The sequence below is a fragment of the Nocardioides dilutus genome (assembly GCF_054779555.1).
The window spans coordinates 238,799-252,204 of sequence record NZ_BAAGYA010000004.1 but is presented as its reverse complement, the minus strand read 5'-3'; the positions used below and the strand labels follow the sequence as shown (position 1 = coordinate 252,204).

Below are 13,406 nucleotides of genomic sequence, written 5' to 3'. Positions count from 1 at the left end.
CATGTGGACCGTGATCGACTCACCGATCGGCGACCTTCGACTGGTGGAGCGCGACGGCGAGGTGACCCAGATCGAGTTCTCGCCGTTCCGCGACGGCGACGGCCGGCCGCGTGGCGAGCGCGACGACTCACATCCGGTGCTCGTCGAGGCCGCGCGCCAGCTGTCGGCCTACTTCGCCGGTGACCTGACCGACTTCGACCTGCCACTCGCGCCGGTCGGCAGCGACTTCCAGCAGCGGGTGTGGAAGGAGCTGCGGACCATCGGCTATGGCGAGACCGCGTCCTACGGTGAGATCGCGTTGCGGCTCGGCATGACCAACGCCGCCTCGCGCGCCGTCGGCCTGGCCAACGGCCGCAACCCGATCCCGATCGTGATCCCGTGCCACCGGGTGATCGGGGCCGACGGCACGCTCACCGGCTACGCCGGCGGCATCGAGCGGAAGCAGAAGCTGCTCGAGATCGAGCAGGATGCCTTGTTCTGAGCCAGGCTAAGCCGCTTCCAGGCCCCTGGTCCGATAGCTGATCAGCCAGGCGAAGCCGGCACTGACGTACGCCGGCCAGAGCACGAGCTGCGCGAAGAACAGGTCGACCCCGAGCTCGGCGTTCTCACGTGAGTCGTCGACGAGCCCGGCGGCGTACTCCCACCCGACGCCGACCCCGAGCGCGGTCACGGCCCACACGACCAGCCACACCAGGGGCTGGTTGCGCAGGCCGTCGACGAAGGCCCACACCAGGCTGACACCGACGACGAGCAGGAACGCGAGCAGGCCCTTGCCGATGTCCGCGTCGCCCGGTGTCGGCGTGATCACCTGGTCGTAGCCGCGGTCATAGGCGACGAGACCCAGCGCGAGGACGGCGGTGCGGAGGAGGACCTGGAGGGCGACGCGGACGACGTGCTGGAAGACGGGCATGGTCCGAGGGTCCTCCACCTCGACCCGGACCGCGTGAGGTCGGGTGCTCAGGTGCTCGGCTACTCCGCCGCGGCGCGGCGCAGCGACTCGGAGAGCCGCTCGGCGGCGGCGAGAACTGCGGGTGCGTGCATCCGGCCGGGCTGGCGCGACAGTCGCTCGAGGGGGCCGCTCACCGAGACGGCGGCGATGATCTTGCCCCCGGGGGAGCGGACAGGAGCGGACACCGAGGCGACGCCCTGCTCGCGCTCGCCGACGGACTGGGCCCAGCCCCGTCGCCGGATGCCGGAGAGGGCGGCGGCCGAGAACGCGGCGTTCTGCAGGCCGCGGTGCATCCGCTCCGGGTCCTCCCAGGCCAGCAGGACCTGGGCGGCGGAGCCGGCCCGCATGGTCAGCTGGGAGCCGACCGGGATGGTGTCGCGGAGGCCGGAGGGGCGCTCGGCGGCCGCGACACAGACGCGGTGGTCGCCCTGGCGGCGCCAGAGCTGGGCGGACTCGCCGGTGATGTCACGCAGCCGCGCCAGCACTGGGCCGGCGGCGGCCAGCAGCCGGTCCTCGCCGGCGGCTGCGGACAGCTCGGCGAGCCGGGGCCCGAGCACGAACCTGCCCTGCATGTCCCGGGCCACCAGGCGGTGGTGCTCCAGCGCGACCGCGAGACGGTGCGCCGTGGGCCGGGCGAGTCCGGTGCCCGCGACCAGACCGGCGAGGGTGGCCGGTCCGGACTCGAGCGCGGTGAGCACGAGGGCGGCCTTGTCGAGCACGCCCACTCCACTGGTGTCCATATGCTAATACTGCCGTCTCAGATCATGGGACGCAAGGTCTATGCTCTTACCCATGGGAAAGACGCTCGCGGAGAAGGTCTGGGACGCGCACGTCGTGCGCTCGGTGCCCGGAGAGCCCGACCTGCTCTACATCGACCTCCACCTCATCCACGAGGTGACCTCGCCGCAGGCCTTCGACGGCCTCCGCCTGGCCGGACGCACCGTCCGCAGACCCGACCTCACCCTGGCGACCGAGGACCATAACGTCCCGACGGTCGACCAGGACAAGCCGATCGCCGATCCGGTGTCGCGGACCCAGATCGAGACGATGCGCCGCAACGCCGAGGAGTTCGGCATCCGGCTGCACCCGCTCGGTGACATCGAGCAGGGCATCGTCCACGTCGTCGGCCCGCAGCTGGGCCTGACCCAGCCGGGCATGACCATCGTGTGCGGCGACAGCCACACCAGCACCCACGGCGCGTTCGGTGCCATCGCGTTCGGCATCGGCACCTCCGAGGTCGAGCACGTGCTCGCCACCCAGACGCTGATGCAGGCCAAGCCGAAGACGATGGCCGTGACCATCAACGGCAGCCTGCCGCCCGGCGTCACCGCCAAGGACCTCGTGCTGACCCTGATCACCCACACCGGCACCGGCGGCGGCCAGGGATACATCGTCGAATACCGCGGCCAGGCCATCGAGGAGCTCTCGATGGAGGGCCGGATGACGGTCTGCAACATGAGCATCGAGTGGGGCGCCAAGGCCGGCCTGATCGCCCCCGACCAGACGACCTTCGACTACATCGAGGGCCGGCCCGAGGCACCCAAGGGGGCCGAGTGGGACGCCGCGGTGGCCGAGTGGAAGTCGCTCGTCACCGACGACGATGCCGAGTACGACGCGGAGATCGTGCTCGACGCGGCTGAGATGACGCCGTTCGTCACCTGGGGCACCAACCCCGGCCAGGGCGTCCCGCTCGGTGGCGAGGTCCCCAGCCCGGAGGACTTCGAGGAGGCCATCGACCGGGTCGCCGCGGAGAAGGCCCTCGCCTACATGGGGCTTGAGGCCGGCACCCCCATGCGCGACATCAAGGTCGACACCGTCTTCGTCGGGTCGTGCACCAACGGCCGGATCGAGGACCTGCGGCTCGCGGCCTCGATCGTCGAGGGCCGCCGCGTCGACAAGGACACCCGGATGCTCGTCGTCCCCGGCTCGGTGCGGGTCCGCCTGCAGGCCGAGTCCGAGGGCCTCGACGTGATCTTCAAGGAGGCCGGCGCCGAGTGGCGCGGCGCGGGCTGCTCGATGTGCCTGGGCATGAACCCCGACACCCTCGAGCCCGGCGAGCGCAGCGCGTCGACGTCCAACCGCAACTTCGAGGGTCGCCAGGGCAAGGGCGGTCGCACCCATCTGGTCTCCGTGCCGGTCGCGGCTGCCACCGCCATCCGCGGCACGCTCTCGTCGCCCGCCGATCTGCAGGAGGTCTGAGCATGGACGCGTTCACCTCGCACACCGGCGTCGGTGTCCCGCTGCGCCGCAGCAACGTCGACACCGACCAGATCATCCCGGCGGAATACCTCAAGCGGGTCACCCGCAGCGGCTTCGAGGACGGCCTGTTCGCGGCCTGGCGCAACGACCCGGCGTTCGTGCTCAACCGCGCGGAGTACGCCGCGGGCTCGGTGCTCGTCGCCGGCATCGACTTCGGCACCGGCTCCTCACGCGAGCACGCCGTCTGGGCGCTGCAGAACTACGGGTTCCGGGTGGTCATCGCGCCGCGGTTCGGTGACATCTTCCGCGGCAACTCGGGCAAGGCGGGTCTGCTCGCGGCGCAGGTGGACGAGAAGGTCGTCCAGCGGCTCTGGGACCACCTCGAGTCCAACCCCGGGGCCACGGTGACCGTCGATCTCGAGTCGCGCACGGTCCGGGCGGGCGAGGGCCACGACGCGATCGAGGACTCCTTCGACATCGACGACTACACCCGCTGGCGGCTGCTCGAGGGCCTCGACGACGTGGGCATCACGCTCTCGCATGCCGACGACATCGCGGCCTACGAGGCGACCCGCCCGAGCTGGAAGCCGGTCACCCAGCGGGCTCGAGCCTGAGCGCCAGCTGGGTGGCGTAGGACTCGAACCCCAGCCGTGCCGCCAGGCGCAGCGACGGCTCGTTGCCGGTCTGGGCCGTCCAGCGCGCCCAGCCGTGCCAGGAGATCGCGTACGACGCCGCGGCCTGCCCCAGCCGGAGGCCGACACCGCGACCGCGCGCGTCCTGCGCGACCAGCAGGCCGATGTCCCGACGCGCGCCGGCGGTCTCGGTCAGCACCGCGCCTCCCAGCAGCGCAGGCACCCACGGCCGGTCGGTCTCACCGACGGTGCCCCAGACCGCCAGGGCCTCGCCGCCCTCGTCGAGTGCCTCCGGGATCCCGGACTCCTCCCACTCCGCTGGTGTCGTGCGGCCGCGGAGCAGAGCGAGCCGGACCGGGTCCACCTGCTCGACGTCCGACGGCACACCGGGGTCCTCGTCCAGGTAGTGATGGGTCGCCGGGCCGATGACTCGCAGCGACCGTCGGGCCGCGAACGCCTGCCAGAACGCCGGTTCCTGGAGCTCGGACGGGCTCGCTGACAGCAGCCCCGCGACGTCGTCCGGATCGGCCGAGGCCGGCGCGGACACGTGCACACCGGGCCCGCGCCATGCGACGTACCAGCCCTCGTAGTCACCGAGCCTCCCATGCGGATGACGCACCGAAACCTGGCGCCACAGCTGGTCTTCGGTGACGCCGAACAGGTCGCGCCAGAACGCCTCGACCTGGCGTCGCGTGTCCTCGCGCATGGCCCGCAGGCTACGGAATCGGGCAGAACCGCCAGAAATCAGGGGTTTCGGGCGAAATATCCGCAACACGGCGTGCCGAGGTCATTGTGACGACGGCCACGTGTACCTAGCGTGCTCCGCATGGGGCGGGCGTCGGCTCGCACTCATTCCTTTCGAAAGGCAATGACGTGAACAAGTCACAACTCGTCGACGCGCTGGCCGCGCGCTTCGACGGCAACCGCAAGGCGGCCCAGCATGCGCTGGAGTCCGTGCTCGACACGATCACCCGTGAGGTGGCGAAGGGCGAGAAGGTCGCCATCACCGGCTTCGGGTCCTTCGAGAAGCGGATCCGTGAGGCCCGTTGGGTCCGCAACCCGCAGACCGGTGCGCGCATGAAGGCCAAGAAGACCGCGGTGCCGAAGTTCAGCGCCGGCCAGGACCTCAAGAACATCGTGTCCGGCGCCAAGAAGCTGCCGAAGGTGGCTGCCGCGGCTGCCGCGCCGGCCGCCAAGAAGGCCACCGCGGCCGCCAAGAAGGCCACGCCGGCGAAGAAGGCCCCGGCCAAGAAGGCCGCGCCGGCGAAGAAGGCCCCGGCCAAGAAGGCCGCGCCGGCGAAGAAGGCGCCGGCCAAGAAGGCGCCCGCGAAGAAGGCGCCGGCCAAGAAGGCCCCGGCCAAGAAGGCGCCCGCGAAGAAGGCGCCGGCCAAGAAGGCCCCGGCCAAGAAGGCGCCCGCGAAGAAGGCGCCCGCGAAGAAGGCGCCGGCCAAGAAGGCCGCCAAGAAGTCCTGACGCCCTAGCTCACTCGGACGGACCGTCTCCCGCCAGGGAGGCGGTCCGTCGGTGCGTCCGGGGGCCGACGCCGAGCTCCCACGCCTCCCGCAGGTCCGCCAGGTCGTCGACATCGCGGCGGAGCCCGGGCAGGGCGCCCTCCACCTTCCGGGCCACCGCGTCGTGGGCCACCGCCGACCCGGGGCCGAAGCGCGGGGCGAACTGGTCGTAGGCCGCGGTGTAGAGCGTCGTGCCGGACCCGTCGGCATCCGCGACGTACGCCGGCGCGCCGGGCTCGATGCCGCCGAGCGCCTCGTCCAGCTCGGCCGGACGGAGCGCGGGCAGGTCACCCAGCAGCGCGACCGGCACCAGGTCCGGCCACCGGCGACGCGCCTCCGCAGCAGCCAGTCGCAGCGTGGTGTTGAGGTCGTTGCTCGTGCCGTCGGGGATCGTGTCGCAGCCGATGGCGGCCAGCTCTGCTGAGAACCCGGCGTCGTCGGTGACGGCGAGGACCTCGCTGACCAGCGTCGCGGCCCGGCACGCCTCGACCGTGTCGAGGGCGATCGCCGCCGCGAGCTCGCGGCGCTCGAGGTCGCGGAGGCCCAGGGAGCCGCCCAGCCGGGACTTGCCGAAGGCGGGCGGCTTCACGGGCACCAGGACGACGTACATCGCCGCTGATCCTGTCAGCCAGCGGTAACGTTCGCGCGTGGCTGTCCGGCGCGTGCGACGCAACCAGCAACCCCGGGGCTGGGCGTTCGGCCTCGGCGTCGCGATCGTCAGACCCGCGCTGCTCGCCACCACGAAGCCCAACTGGATCGACGGGCACAAGATCCCCGCGAGCGGTGGGTGCCTGCTCGTGCTCAACCACATCTCCCACGTCGACCCGCTGCTCTCGGCCCACCTCGTCTGGGACCACGGGCGGGTGCCTCGCTACCTCGCCAAGTCCACGCTCTTCAAGAACAAGGTGTCCGGCGCCTACTTCAGGTCCGCCGGCCAGATCCCCGTGGAGCGGATGAGCCGCAACGCCCTGGGCGCCTACGACGCCGCGGTGGCAGCGGTCCACGAGGGCGAGCTCGTCGTGGTCTACCCGGAGGGCACGATCACCCGCGACCCCGGGTCGTGGCCGATGACCGGCAAGTCCGGTGCCGCCCGGATCGCGCTCGCGACGGGGTGCCCGGTCATCCCGGTCGGGCAGTGGGGGGCCCAGGAGCTGTTGGCGCCCTACGCCAAGCGGCCCGACCTCTTCCCGCGCAAGAAGGTGACCATGAAGGTGGGCGATCCTGTCGACCTCAGCGACCTCACCGCGCAGGAGCACACGCCGGCGGTGGTGTCAGAAGCGACCGGCCGGATCATGGATGCGATCACCGCACTCGTCGCCGAGATCCGCGGCGAGCAGCCGCCGGCCGAGCGCTTCGACCCGCGCAAGGCCGGTGTCGCGCCGATCGGGAACCCGTACAAGAAGAAGAAACCGAAGCAGCAGAAGGAGTCCTCGTGAACGCGTCGTTGGGCAAGGTCGCCGTCTTCGGCGCTGGGTCGTGGGGCACCGCGTTCTCGATCGTGCTGGCCGACGGAGGGAACGACGTCACCATGTGGGCCCGGCGGGAGGAGGTGGCACAGACCATCAACAGCGCCCGCGAGAACACCGACTACTTGCCCGGCATCGAGCTGCCGCCGTCGGTGTCGGCGACCCACGACGTCGAGAAGGCAGCCCACGACGCCGACATCGTCATCCTCGCGACTCCGTCGCAGACGTTGCGCGGCAACCTCGAGGAGTGGGCCCCGTACATCCCGCCGCAGGCGGTCATGGTCTCGCTGATGAAGGGGGTCGAGCTCGGGACGCTCAAGCGGATGAGCGAGGTCATCGCGGAGATCACCGGCGCCGGGCCGGAGAGGATCGCCGTGATCAGCGGTCCCAACCTGGCCAAGGAGATCGCCCAGCGTGAGCCGGCCGCGTCGGTGGTGGCGTGTGCGGACGAGAGCGTGGCCAAGATGCTGCAGGACCGCTGCCACTCACCGGCGTTCCGGCCCTACACGAGCACCGATGTGCTCGGCTGCGAGCTGGGCGGCGCCTACAAGAACGTCGTCGGCCTCGCGGTGGGCATGGCGGTGGGGCTGGGCTTCGGTGACAACACGACCGCCTCGGTGATCACCCGCGGGCTGGCCGAGACGGCTCGGCTGGCGATGGCCCTCGGTGCCAACCCGCTCACGCTGATGGGGCTCGCCGGGCTCGGCGACCTGGTCGCCACCTGCTCCTCGCCCCTGTCGCGCAACCGCTCCTTCGGGGAGAAGCTCGGCCAGGGCATGACCACCGAGGAGATCTACGCCTCGACCCGGCAGGTCGCAGAGGGGGCCAAGTCCTGCTCGTCGCTGCGGGCCCTCGCCGAGCAGTCCGGAGTCGACGCTCCCGTGGCGCAGTACGTCGACGACGTCGTCGCTGGTCGGATGACCGCCGGCCAGATGATGGACGACATCCTGGCGAGGGAGACGAAGTCCGAGACCGAGTAGGAGGCTGCTAGTTCCCCAGGGCCTGGGCCAGGTCCGCCCACAGGTCCTCGACGTCCTCGATGCCGACCGACAGCCGCACGAGGTTGTCGGGCACGTCGCTCGGCTCGGACACCCAGCGCCGGCGTCGTTCGAGCGTCGACTCGACCCCACCCAGGGACGTCGTGTGGACCCACAGCCTTGTCGAGGCGGACACCAGGTCCGCGGCGTCCGGCCCGCCGTCGACCAGGATCGACACCATGGCGCCGAACCCGGGGTAGCGCACCTCGGCGACCGCTGGGTTGTCCGCCAGGCGCCGGGCGAGCTCGGCGGCGTTCGCCTGGGCCCGCTCGAGTCGCACGTGCAGGGTCCGCAGGCCACGCAGGGCCAGCCACGCCTCGAGGGTTCCCGGGATGGCACCCTGCAGGTCGCGCCGGCCCTTCAGCACGTCCCACAGCCCGCCGTCGCCCACCACGACGGCGCCCATCAGCACGTCGCTGTGGCCGCTGAGGTACTTCGTCGCCGAGTGCACCACGATGTCGGCGCCCAGGGTCAGGGGCTGCTGGAGCAGCGGAGTGGCGAACGTGTTGTCGACCACCACGGAGGCCCCGGCGCGGTGCGCGGCCGCCGCGATGGTGGGGATGTCGCTGAGCTCGAGCGACGGGTTCGTCGGGGACTCGAGCCAGACCAGCGCGACGTCCTCGTCCATCGCCTTGACGAAACCGTCGGTGTCCTCGGCGTCGATGAGCCTGGTCACGACCCGACCCCGGGACTCGAGGTCGGCCAGCTGCAGGAGCGTGCCGTTGTAGGCGACGCGCGGCGCCACCACCGTCGCGCCGTTGGCCACCAGGCCGAGCACCGTGGACACCGCGGCCAGGCCCGACGAGAACGCCAGTGCCCGGCCGCCCTCCAGGTCGCCGAGCGCCGCCTCGAAGGCCTGCCAGGTGGGGTTGCCGGTGCGGCCGTACTCGCGGTCGCCGCCGGCGACGTACGTCGAGGCCATGGTGATCGGGGTGCTCAGCGGCTGGTCGGGCTCGTGGGGCGGGCGGCCCGCGTGCACGGCACGGGTCGCGGGTCGCAGCGGATCGGCCATGCTCACCACCCTAGGGTGGCCGCGTGATCGCGCTGTCGCTCGAGGTCGTCGCCGGGCTCGTCGGTGGACGGGTCGAGGGCGACGCCGACGGGGTCGTGGTGACCGGACCGGTGGTCATCGACGGCCGCGAGGCGCGTCCCGGCAGCTTGTTCGTCGCGTTCGTCGGTGAGCACGCCGACGGCCACGACCACGCACCGCAGGCCGCGGCCAACGGTGCCGTCGCCGCCATCGGCACCCGGGCGACCGAGCTGCCGACCGTGGTGGTCGACGACCCGCAGCAGGCCCTCCAGCGGCTCGCCGCGCACGTCGTCAGCGAGGTCCGAGGCGGCGGCCGGCTCACGGTGCTTGCCGTGACCGGCTCGCAGGGCAAGACGTCGACCAAGGACTTGCTGGCCGCCGTGCTCGCTGACGCCGACAAGACCGTCGCCACCGCCGGCTCCTACAACAACGAGCTCGGCATGCCGCTCACGGCGCTACGCATCGAGCCGGACACGCGGTTCCTGGTGCTCGAGATGGGCGCCCGCGGACGCGGTCACCTCGCCGAGCTGACCGACCTCGTCGCACCCGACGTCTCGGTCGTGCTCAACGTCGGCACCGCCCACCTCGGCGAGTTCGGCTCCCGGGAGGCGATCGCCGAGGCCAAGGGCGAGCTGGTGAGCGCGCTGCGCACCGACGGCGTCGCCGTGCTCAACGCCGACGACCCGCGGGTCGCCGCGATGACCACCCTGACACCGGAGCGGGTGCTCACCTTCGGGACGACCGACGCGGACGTCCTGCTCGACGACGTGGTGCTGGACCGCCTGGGCCGCCCCACGTTCACCCTCGCCGCCGATGGGGCGAGCGCGCGGGTGGCGCTGCAGCTCGTCGGCGCGCACCAGGCGACGAACGCCGCCGCCGCGGCCGCGGCCGCCCTCGCCGTCGGCCTGTCCCTGGAGCAGGTGGCCGAGTCGCTCTCCCGCGTCGTCTCGCTCTCTAAGTGGCGCATGGAGCTCCACGAGCTCCCGGGCGGCGTACTCCTGATCGACGACTCCTACAACGCCAACCCGGAGTCCATGCGCGCCGCGATCGACGCGCTCGAGGCGATCGGCGCCGACGAGTCGGTCCGGCGCACCGTCGCCGTCCTCGGCGTCATGCGCGAGCTCGGCGACGACAGCGACGCCCGGCACCACGACCTGGGCGGCTACGCCGCAGCGCGTGTCGACCGGCTGCTCGTGATCGGGCCCGACGCGCGCGGCATCCACGACGGCGCCACCGCCGCCGGCGGCACGAGCGACTTCGTCGACGACAACGCCGCGGCGATTCGCTGGCTCCGCGACGAGCTGGGCGAGGGTGACGCAGTTCTCGTCAAGGCCTCCCGGGGTGCGCGCCTCGACGAGGTCGCCGCGGCGCTTCAGTAGCGTAGGAACACATGAGCGACGCCAAGGTCCGGGTGGCACTGCTGTTCGGTGGACGCTCCGGAGAGCACGCCATCTCCGCTGCCACCGCGGCCGGGGTGCTCAAGGCGATCGACCGCGACAAGTACGACGTGATCCCGGTCGGCATCACCCGGGGTGGCCAGTGGGTCGTGGCCTCCGACGACCCCGCCGTGTGGGAGCTGCGCTCGGGCCGGCTGCCGGAGGTGACCGCCGCCTCCGGCTCGGAGGTCGTGCTCTCCACCTCCTCCGACGGACCGCACCTGCAGGTGCTCGAGGCCGGCACCGTGCCGGAGGTTCTCAGCCAGGTCGACGTCGTCTTCCCGGTCCTGCACGGACCGTTCGGTGAGGACGGCACGGTGCAGGGTCTTCTCGAGCTCGCGGACGTCCGCTACGTCGGGTCCGGCGTGCTGGCCTCCGCGGTCGGCATGGACAAGCACTACATGAAGCTGGTCTTCGCCGCGCACGACCTGCCGGTGGGGCCCTACGTCGTCGTCACGCCACGCGACTGGGCGCAGCGTCGCGAGGACGTGCTGACCCGGGTCAAGGGCCTGCGGCTGCCGGTGTTCGTCAAGCCGGCCCGGGCCGGGTCGTCGCTCGGCGTCACCCGGGTCGACGACCTCGCCGACCTCGAGCGCGCTGTCGAGGACGCGCAGGCCCACGACCCCAAGGTGCTGGTCGAGGAGGGCGTCGACGGCCGCGAGATCGAGTGCGCGGTCCTGGGCGGGCGGGGCGAGAGGGCGCCACGGGCCTCCGTGGTCGGCGAGATCGTGGTGGGCGATTCCGGGCAGTTCTACGACTTCGAGGCCAAGTACATCGAGGACGACACCGCCCGGCTCGACATCCCCGCCGACGTACCCGAGGCGGTGAGCGAACGGGTGCGCGACCTCGCGGTCCGCGCCTTCGAGGCCATCGGCGCGGAGGGCATCGCCCGCGTGGACACGTTCGTGACCCCGGACGGTCAGGTGGTCCTCAACGAGATCAACACCATGCCCGGGTTCACGCCGATCTCGATGTACCCCAAGCTCTGGGAGGCCTCCGGGGTGCCCTACCCGGAGCTCATCGACGAGCTGATCCAGCTCGCACTGGAGCGGCCCACCGGGTTGAGGTGACGTCGCGACGTCGTTGCTAGCGTCGTCCCATGGACCGACCTCGAAGTCCCGGCCGTTCACCCTCGACGTCCCCCTCGGGTGAACGGATCTGATGGACAGCCAGACCCTCGTCAACGTCGGCCTGGTGCTCGCGTTCGTGCTGGTCGGCGGCGTTTTCGCCGGGACCGAGATCGCTCTGGTCTCGCTGCGGGAAAGCCAGTTGACGGCGCTCGAGAGGGGGAGTGCCCGGGGAGCCCACGTGGCGAGGGTGGCCCGCGATCCCAACCGCTTCCTCGCGGCCGTGCAGATCGGAGTCACGGTCGCAGGCTTCCTGTCGGCGGCGTACGGCGGTGCCACGCTGGCCGACGACGTGGCGCCGTACCTCGAGCGGCTGGGACTCGGGCAGGGCGCCGCCGAGGCCGTCGCGCTGGTCCTGCTGACCTTGATGATCGCCTATCTCTCGCTGGTCCTCGGCGAGCTCGTCCCCAAGCGGATGGCGCTGCAGCGGTCGACCACCGTCGCCCTGGCTGTCACCCCCGCGCTCGACCGGTTCGCGCTCGCGATGCGCCCCGTCATCTGGCTGCTGTCACTGTCGACCAACGCCCTGGTCCGGATCTTCGGCGGTGACCCGCACGCGACGAGCGAGGAGCTCTCGGAGGAGGAGCTACGACACCTCGTCTCCACCCACGAGGCGCTGGATGAGCAGGAGCGCCGGATCCTCGCCGCCGTCTTCGCGGCGACCGAGAGGACGCTCAAGGAGGTGATGAGGCCCCGAGGCGATGTCACGTTCATCCCGGGCGACCTCCTGGTGGAGGAGGCGGCCGGCCAGGTCCGCAACCTGCCCTACTCCCGCTACCCCGTCACCGGGACGGGCTTCGACGACGTGCTGGGCTTCCTCCACGTCCGCGACCTGCTCGGCGTCGAGGCCGACGACCGCCGTACCGTCGCGGACGTCGTCCGGCCGGTCCTGATGCTGCCCGGGACGCGCCGGGTGCTGCCCTCGGTGGCGACCATGAAGGAGGACGGTGTCCACCTCGCGATCGTGGTCGACGAGTACGGCGGCACCGACGGCATCGTCACTCTCGAGGACCTGGTGGAAGAGCTCATCGGGGAGATCCGTGACGAGTACGACGCGGCCGAGCCGGCGGACGGACCCGTCACCAATGACGTCGTGGCGGGTTCGATGAACCTCGCGGACTTCGACACCCAGACCGGCGTCGTGCTCCCCGACGGTGACTACGAGACGGTCGCCGGGTTCGTGATCGCCCAACTCGGCCGGATCCCGGAGGTGGGCGACACGGTCACGCTCGACGACGTCGCCCTCCGGGTCACCGAGATGGTGGGGCCACGCGTGACAGCACTTGCGCTGCTCCGCGATCCAGGGGACTGGTCGAACGACAGCGCCGGGGCCCTGGGACACCGAGCCCGGCGTCGCAACGTGCGCGCCCCGGACGGAGGGTCATGAGTGAGGTCCTGGCGGTACGCCCGCCGGTGCCCTCCGCGGTGCGGGCGGCCGACATCGGCGGCAAGGCCGGGCTGCTACTGCTTCTCCTCCTCGCGATCGTGCACCCCGAGTCGGGTCACCTGCAGGACAAGGCCGCGGGTCTGCGGGCGGTGGGCTACCCGCTGGCATCGCTCACTGTCCCGATCGTGTGGTGGGTGTTCTGGAAGGACCGGGTCGCCTTCCCGTGGCTCGCCGACCTGCTCGTGACGATCACCTGCTTCACCGATGTGCTCGGGAACCGCATGGACCTCTACGACTCGGTCGTCTGGTTCGACGACTGGATGCACTTCATGAACACCAGCCTGCTCGTGTCCGCGCTCCTGCTGCTGACGACGGAGCGCAGCGCGTCGCGTTTGCGGCTGCTGGAACGCGGGTTGGCCTTCGGTGCGACGGCCGCGATCGCCTGGGAGCTCGCCGAGTACGCCGCATTCATCAGCAGCTCCTCGGAGAAGCGTTTCGCCTACGAGGACACCCTGGGGGACCTCTTCCTCGGCACGCTCGGGGCAGTGGTGGCCGCGTTGGCCCTGCACGGCGCCCGGCGGCGCCCGGCCGAGGCACGCTGGTCCTAAGCGTGGATCCAGGCTGAGGAGCTG

Annotated in this window: 15 protein-coding genes; 10 read left to right on the top strand and 5 right to left on the bottom strand. The window is 71.5% G+C overall.

All coding sequences use genetic code 11. From position 1 onward, the window contains the following. The first annotated feature begins 1 nt into the window (after position 1). The gene (locus ACYVC6_RS22480; protein ID WP_460716791.1) at positions 2 to 481 is read left to right on the top strand and encodes a methylated-DNA--[protein]-cysteine S-methyltransferase; all 480 of its coding nucleotides are present in this window, start codon (positions 2 to 4) and stop codon (positions 479 to 481) included. A 6-nt stretch (positions 482 to 487) separates the two neighbouring features. On the opposite strand, the gene ACYVC6_RS22475 is transcribed toward ACYVC6_RS22480, so the two are convergent. Both ACYVC6_RS22475 and ACYVC6_RS22470 read right to left on the bottom strand, forming a co-directional pair. Beyond that, a complete protein-coding gene (locus ACYVC6_RS22475; RefSeq protein WP_460716790.1) occupies positions 488 to 910 on the bottom strand; it encodes a hypothetical protein in 423 nt (140 codons plus the stop codon). Between the two features lie 59 nt (positions 911 to 969). Further along, positions 970 to 1,689: an IclR family transcriptional regulator gene (locus ACYVC6_RS22470; protein WP_460716789.1), complete on the bottom strand. Its 720-nt coding sequence runs from the start codon at positions 1,687 to 1,689 to the stop codon at positions 970 to 972. A gap of 52 nt (positions 1,690 to 1,741) precedes the next feature. Between ACYVC6_RS22470 and leuC the strand changes: the two genes are divergently transcribed. Both leuC and leuD read left to right on the top strand, forming a co-directional pair. Beyond that, positions 1,742 to 3,148 (top strand): 3-isopropylmalate dehydratase large subunit, encoded by a 1,407-nt coding sequence (leuC, locus tag ACYVC6_RS22465; RefSeq protein ID WP_460716788.1) that lies wholly within the window; start codon positions 1,742 to 1,744, stop codon positions 3,146 to 3,148. 2 nt (positions 3,149 to 3,150) lie between these two features. Beyond that, a complete protein-coding gene (gene leuD / locus ACYVC6_RS22460; protein WP_460716787.1) occupies positions 3,151 to 3,762 on the top strand; it encodes a 3-isopropylmalate dehydratase small subunit in 612 nt (203 codons plus the stop codon). On the opposite strand, the gene ACYVC6_RS22455 is transcribed toward leuD, so the two are convergent. After that, positions 3,740 to 4,486, bottom strand: coding sequence for a GNAT family N-acetyltransferase (locus ACYVC6_RS22455; RefSeq protein WP_460716786.1), 747 nt, complete (start codon positions 4,484 to 4,486; stop codon positions 3,740 to 3,742). The two genes, leuD and ACYVC6_RS22455, sit on opposite strands and share 23 nt — an antisense overlap. Positions 4,487 to 4,653: 167 nt before the next feature. On the opposite strand from ACYVC6_RS22455, the gene ACYVC6_RS22450 reads away from it, so the two are divergent. Next, entirely contained in the window at positions 4,654 to 5,253 is a 600-nt protein-coding gene (locus ACYVC6_RS22450) for an HU family DNA-binding protein (protein WP_460716785.1), read from the top strand. A 9-nt stretch (positions 5,254 to 5,262) separates the two neighbouring features. Here the strand turns inward: ACYVC6_RS22450 and cofC are convergent, their stop codons facing one another. Continuing rightward, entirely contained in the window at positions 5,263 to 5,901 is a 639-nt protein-coding gene (gene cofC / locus ACYVC6_RS22445) for a 2-phospho-L-lactate guanylyltransferase (protein WP_460716784.1), read from the bottom strand. 37 nt (positions 5,902 to 5,938) lie between these two features. Between cofC and ACYVC6_RS22440 the strand changes: the two genes are divergently transcribed. Further along, entirely contained in the window at positions 5,939 to 6,727 is a 789-nt protein-coding gene (locus tag ACYVC6_RS22440) for a lysophospholipid acyltransferase family protein (RefSeq protein WP_460716783.1), read from the top strand. A gap of 8 nt (positions 6,728 to 6,735) precedes the next feature. Continuing rightward, entirely contained in the window at positions 6,736 to 7,737 is a 1,002-nt protein-coding gene (locus tag ACYVC6_RS22435; protein ID WP_460716836.1) for an NAD(P)H-dependent glycerol-3-phosphate dehydrogenase, read from the top strand. Positions 7,738 to 7,744: 7 nt separating this feature from the next. On the opposite strand, the gene ACYVC6_RS22430 is transcribed toward ACYVC6_RS22435, so the two are convergent. Further along, a complete protein-coding gene (locus ACYVC6_RS22430) occupies positions 7,745 to 8,806 on the bottom strand; it encodes a trans-sulfuration enzyme family protein (RefSeq protein ID WP_460716782.1) in 1,062 nt (353 codons plus the stop codon). Between the two features lie 23 nt (positions 8,807 to 8,829). On the opposite strand from ACYVC6_RS22430, the gene ACYVC6_RS22425 reads away from it, so the two are divergent. The 4 genes from ACYVC6_RS22425 (at position 8,830) to ACYVC6_RS22410 (ending at position 13,382) form a co-directional block, all read left to right on the top strand. Continuing rightward, a complete protein-coding gene (locus tag ACYVC6_RS22425; protein WP_460716781.1) occupies positions 8,830 to 10,203 on the top strand; it encodes a UDP-N-acetylmuramoyl-tripeptide--D-alanyl-D-alanine ligase in 1,374 nt (457 codons plus the stop codon). Between the two features lie 11 nt (positions 10,204 to 10,214). Then, complete coding sequence (locus ACYVC6_RS22420) at positions 10,215 to 11,330, top strand: D-alanine--D-alanine ligase family protein (RefSeq protein ID WP_460716780.1); 1,116 nt, start codon at positions 10,215 to 10,217, stop codon at positions 11,328 to 11,330. A 91-nt stretch (positions 11,331 to 11,421) separates the two neighbouring features. Then, positions 11,422 to 12,774, top strand: a complete 1,353-nt coding sequence (locus ACYVC6_RS22415; protein ID WP_460716779.1) for a hemolysin family protein — start codon at positions 11,422 to 11,424, stop codon at positions 12,772 to 12,774. Then, positions 12,771 to 13,382 (top strand): hypothetical protein, encoded by a 612-nt coding sequence (locus ACYVC6_RS22410; protein WP_460716778.1) that lies wholly within the window; start codon positions 12,771 to 12,773, stop codon positions 13,380 to 13,382. The genes ACYVC6_RS22415 and ACYVC6_RS22410 overlap by 4 nt, the downstream gene beginning before the upstream one ends. Positions 13,383 to 13,406 lie beyond the last annotated feature (24 nt).